At 70.1% G+C, this 12328-nt stretch carries 8 protein-coding genes; 3 read left to right on the plus strand and 5 right to left on the minus strand.

Annotated features, from left to right (window positions below; genetic code table 11):
• Positions 1 to 4: 4 nt before the first annotated feature.
• Together BEK98_RS11405 and BEK98_RS11410 are read right to left on the minus strand one after the other, a co-directional pair.
• Positions 5 to 811: an SDR family NAD(P)-dependent oxidoreductase gene (locus BEK98_RS11405; protein ID WP_094216340.1), complete on the minus strand. Its 807-nt coding sequence runs from the start codon at positions 809 to 811 to the stop codon at positions 5 to 7.
• Between the two features lie 44 nt (positions 812 to 855).
• Positions 856 to 1605 (minus strand): TioE family transcriptional regulator, encoded by a 750-nt coding sequence (locus tag BEK98_RS11410; RefSeq protein ID WP_094216341.1) that lies wholly within the window; start codon positions 1603 to 1605, stop codon positions 856 to 858.
• Between the two features lie 130 nt (positions 1606 to 1735).
• On the opposite strand from BEK98_RS11410, the gene BEK98_RS11415 reads away from it, so the two are divergent.
• The 3 genes from BEK98_RS11415 (at position 1736) to BEK98_RS11425 (ending at position 4867) form a co-directional block, all read left to right on the plus strand.
• Positions 1736 to 2734: an ATP-binding cassette domain-containing protein gene (locus BEK98_RS11415; protein WP_094216342.1), complete on the plus strand. Its 999-nt coding sequence runs from the start codon at positions 1736 to 1738 to the stop codon at positions 2732 to 2734.
• Complete coding sequence (locus BEK98_RS11420; protein ID WP_094216343.1) at positions 2731 to 3555, plus strand: ABC transporter permease; 825 nt, start codon at positions 2731 to 2733, stop codon at positions 3553 to 3555. Before BEK98_RS11415 ends, BEK98_RS11420 begins: the two co-directional genes overlap by 4 nt.
• A 124-nt stretch (positions 3556 to 3679) precedes the next feature.
• Positions 3680 to 4867, plus strand: coding sequence for an erythromycin esterase family protein (locus BEK98_RS11425; protein ID WP_094216344.1), 1188 nt, complete (start codon positions 3680 to 3682; stop codon positions 4865 to 4867).
• Between the two features lie 120 nt (positions 4868 to 4987).
• Here BEK98_RS11425 and BEK98_RS11430 read toward each other — a convergent pair whose 3' ends face one another.
• The 3 genes from BEK98_RS11430 to BEK98_RS11440 form a co-directional block, all read right to left on the minus strand.
• Positions 4988 to 5368, minus strand: a complete 381-nt coding sequence (locus BEK98_RS11430) for a winged helix-turn-helix domain-containing protein (RefSeq protein WP_244201831.1) — start codon at positions 5366 to 5368, stop codon at positions 4988 to 4990.
• A 266-nt stretch (positions 5369 to 5634) separates the two neighbouring features.
• Positions 5635 to 5847, minus strand: coding sequence for an MbtH family protein (locus BEK98_RS11435; RefSeq protein WP_094216346.1), 213 nt, complete (start codon positions 5845 to 5847; stop codon positions 5635 to 5637).
• Between the two features lie 46 nt (positions 5848 to 5893).
• Positions 5894 to 12316 carry a non-ribosomal peptide synthetase gene (locus BEK98_RS11440; protein ID WP_143684103.1) on the minus strand — a complete coding sequence of 2141 codons (6423 nt, stop codon included), beginning with the start codon at positions 12314 to 12316 and terminating at the stop codon, positions 5894 to 5896.
• Positions 12317 to 12328 lie beyond the last annotated feature (12 nt).

Raw genomic sequence — 12328 nt, forward strand, 5'->3', positions numbered from 1 at the left:
CCTCTCAGCGTGGCGCGATGTGGAAGTCGAAGGCGAGCGTCCCGGGGTCGAGGGCCGTCGCTCCGCCGTCGACGGTGAGTACGGCGCCGTTGACGTACGACGCCGCCGGGGACAGCAGCCAGCTGATCGCCTCCGCGATCTCCCGCGGCTCGCCCGGCCGCCCCAGGGGCAGCAGCCTGGTCGCCTCCTCGTAGGCGGCCTCCAGGCCCCCGCCGCCCAGGTCCGTGTCCTCGGCGAAGCGGGCCATGCGCCGGTCGGCCATCTCGCTGCGCACCCAGCTGGGGCAGACGATGTTGGCACGCACCCCTTGCCGCCCGTAGTCGACGGCGACGGAACGGCAGAGCTGGAGCAGGGCCGCCTTGGAGGTGGCGTACGGGGCGTTGCTCGTGCCGTTGCGCAGTGCGGAGACCGAGGCGACGCCGACGACCGCCCCTCGGCTCTCCAGCAGGTGCGGGATCGCCGCGCGCAGCAGGAGCAGCGGGCCGGTGACGTTGGTGCGCATCACCTCGTCCCAGTCCGCCAGGGACAGGTCACCCACCGCTCCGCCGCGCCCGATGCCCGCGTTGAGCACCAGCCCGTCGAGCCGTCCGTGCGCGGCCAGAGCGGCCTGGACGAGACGCTCGGCCGCCGTCGGATCCCCGACGTCGGCGGGATGGGCGAGGGCCCCGGTCTCCCGCTCGACGCGCCGCAGGGGTTCGGCCCGCCGACCGGAGACGACCACCTGGTGCCCCTCCTCGGACAGCAGTCGGGCGGTGGCCTCCCCGATGCCCGTACCTCCGCCGGTCACGATGACAACGCGCTTGTCCGACACCGAAGTTCAGCCCCCTCAGCCGAGATCACACAGCGCGTCCGAGCCTAGGGGGTGTCCGGGTAGGTCAGCGGCTCGGGTGGGGTGAGGTCGAGGAGGGCTGTGTAGCGGGCGAGTTGGACGGAGGCGTTGAGCATCGCGAGGCCTCGGACGGTCAGGCGTTGCCGCCAGTCGTCGAGGGCGGCGGACAGCGCCTGGGTGCCGCCGGCGGTGCGGATCTGCTGGACCACGGTGGAGATCTGGTCCAGCTGATAGCCGCCGCGCCGGAGGAGGTGGGCCAGTTCGGCGTCGCGGATGTCGGGGGCGCCGTACGTGCGGTGTCCGGTGACCGGGGCGCGGTCGGGGACGAGGATGCCCGCCGCTTCCCAGTTGCGGAGGGTCGCCGCGGTGACGCCCAGGCGGTGCGCCAGTTCGCCGATGCTGAAGGTCTCGCTGCTCACCGGTGCCTGCGCGGCGGTGTCCGGGTTGGTGGTCAGGTGCGCGACGGCCTCTCCTACCGCGTCCAGGGTGCCGCGGTCGCGCAGCAGTTGGGCGTGACTGCGGTCGACGGCCGTGAGAGCCGCGTCGAGTGCGCCCGTGTTGAGCGCCCTCATGATCTGCCCGCTCACGGCGTAACCGTGCGCCGGGATGAGCGCCAGATAGGCACGCAGGGCCGCCGCGTGCGCCTCGGTGTAGACCCGGTAGCCGGACGCCGTGCGTTCGGCGAGCGGGATGCACCCGTCCCGCTCGTAGTTGCGGACCGCCTGGGTCGAGATGCCGTGCTCACGGGCCAGGTCGGTGGGGCGCAGGTGATCCATGGTTTGAGACTTTAGCGCAGTAATGCAGGGGCTTTTCTTACAAAGTTTCCATCGGGATTGCAGGTATACGCTTGAGCATCAGGAGCAGGGAAGTTCTGAAATCGTCTCAGCTCGGAAAGGAATCCGGTAAATGCCGGCAGCGATCGAAGTGGCTGGACTGTGCAAGAGCTTCGGCTCGGTGATGGCACTCGACCACCTTGAACTCACGGTGCCGGAGGGCACCGTGCACGGTCTGCTCGGCCCCAACGGCGCGGGCAAGACGACCACGGTCCGCCTCCTGAGCACCCTGATCAGCCCGGACGACGGGACGGCCGAGGTGTTCGGCATCGACGTCCGCAGCGACCCACGGCGCGTACGGTCCATCATCGGCCTCACCGGTCAGTACGCGGCGGTCGACCAGTTACTCACCGGGCGCGAGAACCTGCACATGATCGGCAGGCTGTTCCGGCTGTCCAAGTCCGACAGCAGGGCACGCGCGAGCGAACTGCTGGAGCGCTTCGATCTGGGCCAGGCCGCCGACCGGCAGACGAAGACGTACTCGGGCGGCATGCGCCGCAGGCTCGACCTCGCCGCGAGCCTGATGGCACGCCCCAGGCTCATCTTCCTCGACGAGCCGACCACCGGCCTGGACCCGCGCAGCCGCATGGCGGTGTGGCAGATGGTGCGCGAACTGGTCGCCGAGGGCACCACCGTGCTGCTCACGACGCAGTATCTGGAGGAGGCGGACCAGCTCGCCGACTCACTGTCCGTCATCGACCAGGGCAGGGTCATCGCCGGCGGCACGCCGGACGAGCTGAAGGCGCAGGTGGGCCAGGACTGGGTCGGCATCACGCTCATCGACGGCGCCGCCCTGGAGGAGACCACGAGACTCCTGCGGGAGCGGCTGGGCACCGAGCCGGTCGCCGACCCGGAGACGCTGGTGGTCCACGCACCGCTGGCCGACGGCGGCACGCTGCCCGATCTCCTGCATCTGCTCAAGGGCTCCGGTGTCGCGATCGCCAACGTGGCGGTCCGCCGCCCCACCCTCGACGACGTGTTCCTCGCCGTCACCGGTCGTTCCGCCGAGCACAGGACCGACCAGCGGAACAGCGGGAAGGACACCAACGGGAAGGACACCGAGCGGTCATGACGTCCACGGCCCTGACCTTGCGGAGCGGCAGAGCGGACACGAAGCCGCACGGCGGAGTCTCCTGGTGGTTGTCCGATGTGTGGGAGATGACGCTGCGGAACATCCGGCACACTCTGCGCAGCCCCGAGCTGGTGAGCTTCTCGCTTCTCCAACCGGTCATGTTCATCCTGCTGTTCACGTACGTCTTCGGCGGCGCGATCAACATCGGGGGCGGACGTTACGCCCAGTTCCTGCTGCCCGGCATCTTCGTCCAGATGGCGCTCTACGGTTCGGCCGCCGGCACCACCATCGGCATCGCCACGGAGATGCGCGAAGGCCTGATGGACCGCTTCCGTTCGATGCCGATGAGCCGCTCCGCCGTACTCGTCGGCCGCACGGTGTCGGAGATCTTCCGCAACGCCGTCACCGTGGCCGTGACGGTGCTCATCGGCCTGCTCGTCGGATTCCGGTTCCTCAACGGATTCCTTCCGGCGCTGGGCGGCATGCTGCTGTTGCTGCTGTTCGGTTACGCGGTGTCCTGGTTCGGCGCCTTCATCGGTCTGTCGGTGCCCAACGCGGAGGCAGCCCAGGCGGCCGGCGCCGTGTGGATCTTCCCGTTCACCCTGATCTCCTCGGCGTTCGTGCCGACCGGCACGATGCCGGGATGGCTCCAGGCCTACGCCGCCCACAGTCCCATGACCGCGGCCGTCAACGCGCTGCGCGCACTGTTCAGTGGCGGCCCGGCGGGCAGCTACGTCCTCCAGACGGTGGCCTGGTCGATCGGCCTGATCGTGGTCTTCGCTCCGCTCTCGGTGCGCAAGTACGCGGCAAGCTCACGCTGACCCGCCGACCCGCTGTTCCGCCGGTTGATCGACGGTTTGAGACTTTCCAGCGTGGTCGATCACCCTTTGAGGGGCCGTAGCGCTGGAAGTCTCAACCGGTCTTCCAATGGTTCAATTGAGACACATGAGAAAGAACCTGCACGACCTCACCGTGCCCTCGTGTGACCTGCTGGCGCTCGGTGAGCCGACCCACCAGGAGCCCGCCTTCGGGTGGGTGCGCAACGAGCTGTTCGTCCAGCTGGTCGAGCGTGGCTTCCGGTCGATCGCCCTCGAAACCGATCGCGTGGCCGCCCTCGACGTGAACGACTTCGTCCAGGGGGGAGCCGGAAGCCTCGACACGGTCCTGCGCAAGGGCTTCTCCCACGAGTTCGGGGACCTGGAGCCCAACCGGCAGTTGATCGCCTGGATGCGCGACCACAACCGGAACCGGCCGGCGGAGGAGCGCGTGGCGTTCCACGGCTTCGACACCCCGACGGAGAACCACAGCGCGCCCAGCCCGCGGCGCTATCTCGAGTACACCCGCGACTACCTGCAACTCGGCGTCGACCTCGCGGAACTCCTCGGCGACGACGAGGGCTGGAGCCGTACGGAGGCGGTGATGGACCCGGCCATGTCGCTCGGCGGCACGGTCGAGGCCGAGCAGGTGCGCTCGATCGCCGACGCCATGCTCGCCCTGCTCCACACCCGCGCACCGGAGCCGGCCGCGGCGGACTCGCACGCCGAGTGGCTCAGAGCCAGGACGCATCTGCTGGCCGGCCTCGGCCTGCTGCGCTATCACAAGCAGTGTGCGCAGAGCCTCGAACACGCCGCACGGATCTCCCGCCTGCTGGCCACCCGGGACGCGCTCATCGCCCAGAGCCTCCTCGACGTGCGCAGTGTCGAGGCACGGCGGGGCCCGACGCTGGTCTTCGGCCACAACCTCCACTTCCAGCGCGACCTGAGCACCTGGTGCCAGGCGGATCTGGACCTCAACTGGCACGGCGCCGGCACCGTCCTGGGACCGCTGATGGGTGAGCAGTACGCCTTCGTGGCCGGCAGCCTGGGCCGCAGCGAGGCTCTCGGGCTCCTGGACCCCGAGCCGGACACCTACGAGGGCCTGCTGCAGAGCGGTACCAGCGCCTGGGAGCTGACAGCGGACGTCATGGACGCTCCCGCCCGCACACGGACCGACATCACTCCGCGCCAGGGCTACCGCCCGCTCGACCGGACGATCCTGGAGGGAGCCGACGCGGTCCTGCACATCAGCGACGGCACGGCCGCCGCCCGGCAGTCGCAGGACGCACTCCTGCCCGCGCTGGCGGTCACGTCGTGATCGGTCACGGCACCGCGCCGACGGATCTGTCGGGGCGCCGGCCGGCATCTGGGTGATGTTCTCTTGGCTCGACACCGCGTGGCCCGGCTGCGGCACGCGGTGTCGTAGCGGCGCACGCCCTCAGGCGGCCGCGTTCTCCAGCACATAGCCGCGTCCCCACGCGGTCCGGATGACCAGGTCGATCGGGGACAGGCGGCGGCGGAGCCGCATGATGTGGAGGTCGAGCGAGTTTCTCGTGGGCATCGGAACCCGGTCGGCGAGCCGCTGGGTGAGTTCATGCCGGTACACGACCTCACCGAAGTGCTCGATCAGCAGCTCCATCAATTCCGTCTGGGCATTCGAAACAGTGATCGAATGCGGGCCGAAACACAGCGTTCCGGCCGAATCGAGAGTCGGAACCTGGCGGCTGTCGAGCCGGTTCTGTAACGCCCTGACACGGGCGTCCAAATCCTCTCGGGATATGGGCGCACGAACCCAGTCCTCGAACGGATCGTTGCACACGGGAGGTCGTGCACCTCCCTCGACGACGAGAAGACGGGGCACCCCCTCCCTCCTACATCGATTCCGCAGATCCGTTTGTGCCGGCCATCGGACGAACATTACGTCGCTGTTTGCGCCAGCCACAGCACAAGCCTCCCCGTTGACGCTCATGGATTGGTCAGGTCCATGTCTCTATGCCATGTTAGGTTGTTCGGCCTGCAACCGGGAGGCGGTACCGGCCCATTCCGGCCCGCCCCGAGCGTGCGCCTTGCACCACGGCGCGCGACCTACCGGTCCATCGCCTCTCGGAGACTGCGGGGCCGCATGTCGGTCCAGCTCTCCTCCACATAGGCGACGCTCTCCACCCGTCCCGCCGGACCGAAGACAATGCGCCAGCCGGCCGGCACCTCGGAAAATGCGGGCCACAGCGAGTGCTGGTCCTCGTCGTTGACCAGCACGTAGAACTGGCCATTCTCGTCGTCGAACGGATTGATACTCACCCTAATCCTCCAGATCTCGTTCCACCGGTCAAGGGTTTGGGCCAGATCATTGCGCTGCGCGCAGAATCTGGTTGATGACACGACAGATTTCAGCCGCGTTACGCGGCCAGTACATCTCGTTGTGCGCGCAGGGGATGTCAATGCGCTGCATTCGGCCGTCGACGTACTCCTGCCACAGCACCTCGAGTTCCACCTCGAGCTGCCGCTTGTCATGGGTCTCCGGGTCGAGGAGTGCGTTGAAGAAGACGACATCGCCGCGGTACCGCGGCGAGGTGAACCGCCGCATCTGTTCCATCTCCCCGACGAAGATGGACGAGGCCGTGGCGACCAGGGTCGGGTATTCCTCCATTCCGGCGAGATGTCCCATGTAATTGGCCAGGAAGCGGCGCACCATGGCCTCGTCGAGCGCTTCGAGATCGGCGAAGTGGCTGGAGGGCGCGGCGTCCAGCAGGGCCAGGAGCGCCACCTCGTGTCCGCGGCGCTGCAGTTCGGCCGCCATGGCGTGCGCCAGGGTGCCGCCGAAGGACCAGCCCAGCAGGTGGTAGGGGCCGCTCGGCTGGACCTCCAGCACCTGCGCCAGGTAGTCGTCGACCATCTCCTCGATGGAGTCCGCCGGCGGCGTGGTGCCGTCGAAGCCACGCGCCTGGATGCCGTAGAGCGGCCAGGACGGGTCGATGTGCCGGGCGAAGCCCAGGTAGGGCCAGCTCAGCCCGCCGCCCGGGTGCAGCCACCACAGCGGGGGCCTGTCCCCCTCGGTGCGGATCGGCAGCAGTACGGCGAACGGGTCCTCGAAGCCCACCTGTGTGTCGGCGGACAGCTGTGCCGCCAGTTCGGCCACCGTGGGGTACTGGAACACCGTCCGGATCGGCACGTCCATGCCCAGCTTCTCGTGGATCTGCCAGACCAGGCGGGTCAGCCGCAGGGAGTGCCCGCCGCAGGCGAAGAAGTCGTCGTCGATGCCGATCCGGTCCAGGCCCAGCACCTCGGCGAAGAGTCCGGCGAGTTCCTCCTCGCGCGGTGTGCGCGGGGCGCGGTAGTCGCCGCCGGTCGGGTCGGGCTCGGGCAGCGCGGCGCGGTCCACCTTGCCGTTCTCGGTGAGCGGCAGCCGGTCGAGGACGATGATCTCGCTCGGCATCATGAACTCCGGGAGCCGGCCCGCGAGTTCCTCCCGCAGCCGCGAGGGCAGCCGGGACACACGGCGGGACACCGCGGGAACGTTCACCAGACGGGACGAGGGGGCGTCGGCCGGCCGGTAGACGCCGTCGCAGCAGAGGGCGTCGACGTCGGGCAGTACGACCGCCTCGAAGCAGTCCGCCGCCTGGGCCGACCAGGTGCAGTACACGGCGAGCCCTCGTGCGGCGCCCCACGCCTCCAGCTCGGCCGGGTCGATCATGCCCCCCGACTCGACCGGGGCGCCCCCCTCGCCGGCCAGCCTGGCGTTCGGGATGCGCGTCAGACGCAGTTGGCCACCGTGCCGGGCCAACGCGGTCTCCACATCGGCCGGTTCCCGTACGTCCGCTCCCCAGACCGCCGTGGGCAGGTCCGCCAGGTGCAGCGAACGGGTGGGCTCCTTGTGCAGTACGACCTCGTAGCGGTGGCGGGTCAGCTCGTTGTGGTGGCTGCCCTGCTTGAGGCGGATGTCGGCGGCGACGGCCTCCGGACGCGCCTCGGCCCACCGGGTGAAGTAGCCCGGGTCGACGACCAGTTCCTTCTCGCCCAGCACCGCGCGTTCGACGGCGGCCCGCACGGCGGCCGGGCCCTCGTCCGGTTGCCGGGAACGGTGGACCGCGGCGCTGAACATCCGCAGGGTGCGGTAGTTGCGGACGTCACCGATCACGATGCGTCCGCCGGGCGCGAGCCGGTCCATCGCGAGGTCGAGCACCCGGGTGAGGTAGTCGGCGTCCGGGAAGTACTGCACGACCGAGTTGAGGATCACCGTGTCGAAGAACCCCGTCGGCAGGCCGTCCGGGTCGTCGGCCGGCCGGCAGCGCAGCGACACCTTGTCCGAGAGCCGCCGGTCGGCGCCGACCTGGGCCCGCAGCCGCTCGATGACGGGGGCGGAGAAGTCGGTGCCCCAGTACTCCGTCACCTCCGGCGCCAGCGGTCCCAGCAGCAGGCCGGAGCCGACGCCGATCTCCAGCACCCGGCGCGGCCGCAGGGCACGCACGCGGCCGAGCACGGCCTCGCGCCAGGCCCGCATCTCGGGCAGCGGGATGGGCCGGCCGGTGTAGGAGCTGTTCCACCCGGTGAAGTCCTCACCGACCCCGCCAGGGTCCACCGCTGTCCCGCCGTACATCTCGTCGTAGATCTCACGCCACTCGCCGACCTGCTCGACCGCGTCCCGGCCGGTGGAGGCGGACGCGTCGGGCACCACGTAGGCGACCATGCCGCGTTCACCGAGGCGGTCCCGGCGTACGGCGACGACCGCGTGCGCCACCCCCTCCCGCTCCCGCAGCACCGCTTCGAGTTCGCCCGGCTCCACCCGGAAGCCGCGGAGCTTGATCTGGTCGTCGGCCCGGCTCACGTACTGAAGGCTCCCGGCCGTGTTCCAGCGCACCAGGTCGCCGGTGCGGTACATCCGCGCCCCGGGCGGCCCGAACGGGTCGGCGACGAACCGCTCACCGGTCAGGCCCGGGCGGCCCGCGTACCCGAGGGCCACTCCGTCGCCCCCGATGTACAGCTCACCCACCACACCGGGCGGCACCGGCCGCAGCCGGTCGTCCAGGACCAGCAGCCGACTGCCGTCCATGGGTTCACCGATCGGCAGCGGGTCGGTGCACCGGTCCACCGAGGACACCCGGTACCGGGCGGCGAACGTGGTGGTCTCCGTCGGGCCGTACCCGTTCACCACGGTGAGGCCGGGACAGGCGTCGAGGACCCGGCGGACCGCGGTCGGCGAGAGCACGTCACCGCCGGCCCACACCTCGGCGACGTGCGTGAAGCACTCCGGGTGCTGCTCGGCCATCACGGCGAAGAGCCCGGCGGTCAGCCACAGCCCGGTCACCGCCCGCTCGGCGACGACCCGGGCCAGCTCCGCGGTGTCCGGCCTTCCGGCGCGTGCCACCACAGCGGTGCCACCGCCGAGCAGCGGCACCCACAGCTCGTACGTCGACGCGTCGAAGGTGTGCGGTGAGTGGACCAGGACACGGCGGTGGGCACCGGCGGCCCAGCAGGCGTCGAGCACGAGGTCGACCACGTTCCGATGGGTCACCTCCACACCCTTGGGGCGGCCGGTGGAACCGGAGGTGTACATCACGTACGCGGTGCTGTGCTCCCCGACGCCATCGGCCTCGAGCGGCGAGTCCGGACACCGTCCGAGGTCCTCGTCGGCGAGACCTTCGTCCACTACGACGGCGGGGGTGAGGTCGGCGAGCGTGAACTCGATGCGCTCGGGCGGATAGGTGGGGTCGACCGGCACGTAGGCGGCGCCGGTCTTCAGCACCCCGAGGATCGCCGCGACCAGCAGGGGCGAGCGTTCGAGCACGAGCGCCACCCGGGTGTGCGGGCGGGCGCCCTTCGCTCGGAGGTGGTGGGCGATGCGGTTGGACCAGCGGTCCAGTTCGGCGTAGGTCCAGCTGTGCGCGCCGTCCGCGGAGACCAGAGCGGTCGCATCCGGGGACGCGGCGGCCGTGGCGGCGAACCGCTGGTGAACGGTGCCGGCCTCGAACCCGGCGTCCCGGCCCTGGCCGCCCCACCGTTCCAGCGCCGCACGCTCGCCGTCGGCGAGGATGTCCACCACCCCGATGGGCGTGTCCGGGGCGGCCACCACCTGCCGCAGGAAATGCACCCATCGGTCGAGCATCGTGCTGATCGTCCCGGCGTCGAACAGCTCGGTCGCGTACTCCGCGAACCCCTCGATCCGGGCCGGCGCGCCGTCGTCGTCCCGTTCGGTGAGGCTGATGAACAGGTCGAAGCGCGAGGTGCCCATGCCGAAGGGTTCCTCGGACACCACCAGGCCAGGCAGGGCGAACTCCGGCCGCGTGTTGTTCTGCAGCGCCAGACACACCTGGAAGAGCGGGTGGTGGGCCGGCGACCGCACCGGGTTCAGGACCTCGACCAGGTGCTCGAAGGGAATGTCCTGGTGGTCGTACGCGGCGAGGCTCATCTCCCGCACACGGCCGATGAGTTCGGCGAAGCCGGGGTCGCCGGAGGTGTCCGCGCGCAGCACCCAGGTGTTGACGAAGAAGCCGACCAACCGGTTGAGTGCCTCGTCGGTACGGCCGGCGATCGGCGAACCGATCGGCACGTCCGTGCCCACACCCAGCCTGGTGAGCATCGCGGCGAGCCCCGCCTGCAGCACCATCGAGACCGTCGCACCGGTCTCCCGGGCCAACCTCCGTACACCCTCCGTGAGTTGCTCGTCGAGTTCGAGCGGCACCAGATCACCGGCGTACGACGCCACCGCGGGCCGTGACCGGTCGGTGGGCAGGTCGATGGCTTCCGGCAGCTCGGCCAGGTGGGTGGTCCAGTAGTCCAGTTGACGCCGGTACAGGCTTCCCGGGGTGTCACTGTTCCCCAGCAGCTCCCGCTGCCACAGCGTGTAGTCCGCGTACTGCACCGGAAGCGGCTCCCACTCCGCCTGCCGGCCGTCACGTCGGGCCTCGTAGGCCGCGGTCAGGTCCTGGGCGAGCGGCAGAGCCGACCAGCCGTCCGCCACGATGTGGTGCGCGCCGATCAGGAACACCGACTCCAGCTCACTGATCCGGAACAGCCAGGACCGGATCGGGATCTCACCGGCCAGGTCGAACGGCAGACGTGCCGCCTCCCGCAGGGTGTCGGGGAGTTCGGCCTCGGTGACCTCGCGTTCCTCCCAGGGCACCCGGATCGCGGTCGGCTCCAGGATCTGCTGGTAGGGCTGCCCGTCCGCCTCACCGAAGACAGTGCGCAGAGACTCGTGCCGCACCACGACGTCGTGCACGGCCTGGCAGAGCGCGGCCGTGTCGAGATCACCGCGCATCCGCAGGGCCAGCGAGACGTTGTACGTCGCCGACGGCCCCTCGAACCGGTGGATGAACCACAGTCGCTGTTGGGCGAAGGAGACAGGAAGCCGCTCGGGCCGGTCCTGGGGCAGCAGGGGCGGGCGGACGGTGCTCAGAGACGTGAGGTGTGCCGCCAGCTCGGCGACCGTGGGTGCCTGGAAGACGACCCGGATCGGGATCTCCACGCCGTGCTCGGCTCGGATACGACTGACCAGCTTGGTCGCCAGCAGCGAGTGCCCGCCGATGGAGAAGAAGTTGTCGTCCACGCCGACCCGGTCGAGTCCGAGCACCGCGGCGAACAGCGCGCACAGCGACTCCTCCTCCGGCGTCGACGGAGCCCGGCCACTGCTGCCCGCCGAATAGTCGGGTACGGGCAGCGCGCGCCGGTCCGGCTTGCCGTTGTCCGTCAGCGGCACGCTGCCGATCGGCACGATCGCGGACGGCACCATGTACTCGGGCAGGGTCTCGCGGAGGTGGGCGCGCAGGGTGGGCAGCAGCGCGGTGATGGCACCGACGGCCACGGGGTCGTTGACCAGGGTGCGTTCGCCGGGCGCGGGCAGGTATGTGCCGGTGAGGATCCGGCCGGCCACTGGGCCGTCCCGGAAGACGAGTACGTCCACCTGGTCGACCGCGTGCGTCGACCATGTCACCACCGCGTCCCATCCGTGCACCGCGGCCCACGCGGGAAGGTGGCCCGGGTCGAGTGACGGCACCTTCACCGCGCCGGAGTCTTCCTGGCCCAACTCGCGTGCCGCCGCAGCCTCTTCGGTCAGGCGTGCGTTCGGGACGCCGGTGATGCGTACGACTGCTTCGTCGTGATCGGTGAGGCGGTCGAGGTCTCCGTCCCACACCAAGGAGGGCACGGCCGCCAAGGACAACACATCACCCGACTTGTGCAGCACGACCTCGTACCGATGCCGGGTCAACTCGTTGTGGGCGCTGCCCTCCTTGACCCGTACGTCGACGGCAGCTCCTCCGACGCGGTTGGCCCAGCGCAGGAACCACTCGGGTTCGATGACGAGTTCCTTCTCCAGCAGCACGGCCTGCTCCACCGCACTGGCCAGCACGGCCGGTGTCGCATCCGGGTGCTTGGCCCGCTGGACACCCGTCTGCAGAACCCGCAGCGATGCCGCCCGCCGGACGTCGCCGAGGACAATCCGGCCACCCGGCGCAAGCAGTTCCCAAGCACCGGTCAGGACCTGCTCCAGGTACCGCTCGTTCGGGAAGTACTGCACGACCGAGTTCAGCACCACGGTGTCGAATCGGCCCCGGGGAAGTCCGGAGAGGTCGTCGGCGGCCTGGCACCGCAGTTCGACTCGATCCGCCAGCTCGGCCCGCGTCACCTGCTGCCGCAGCCGCTCGATCACCCGCGCCGAGAAGTCGGTGGCCCAGTACTCCTCGACCTGTCCCGCGATATGTGCGAGCAAGAGCCCCGATCCGACACCGAGTTCAAGGACCCGCTTCGGCGACCAGCACAGCACGCGGTCCACCGCCGCATCCCG

It is taken from the genome of Streptomyces diastatochromogenes, assembly GCF_002242805.1.
Classification (GTDB): domain Bacteria; phylum Actinomycetota; class Actinomycetes; order Streptomycetales; family Streptomycetaceae; genus Streptomyces; species Streptomyces diastatochromogenes.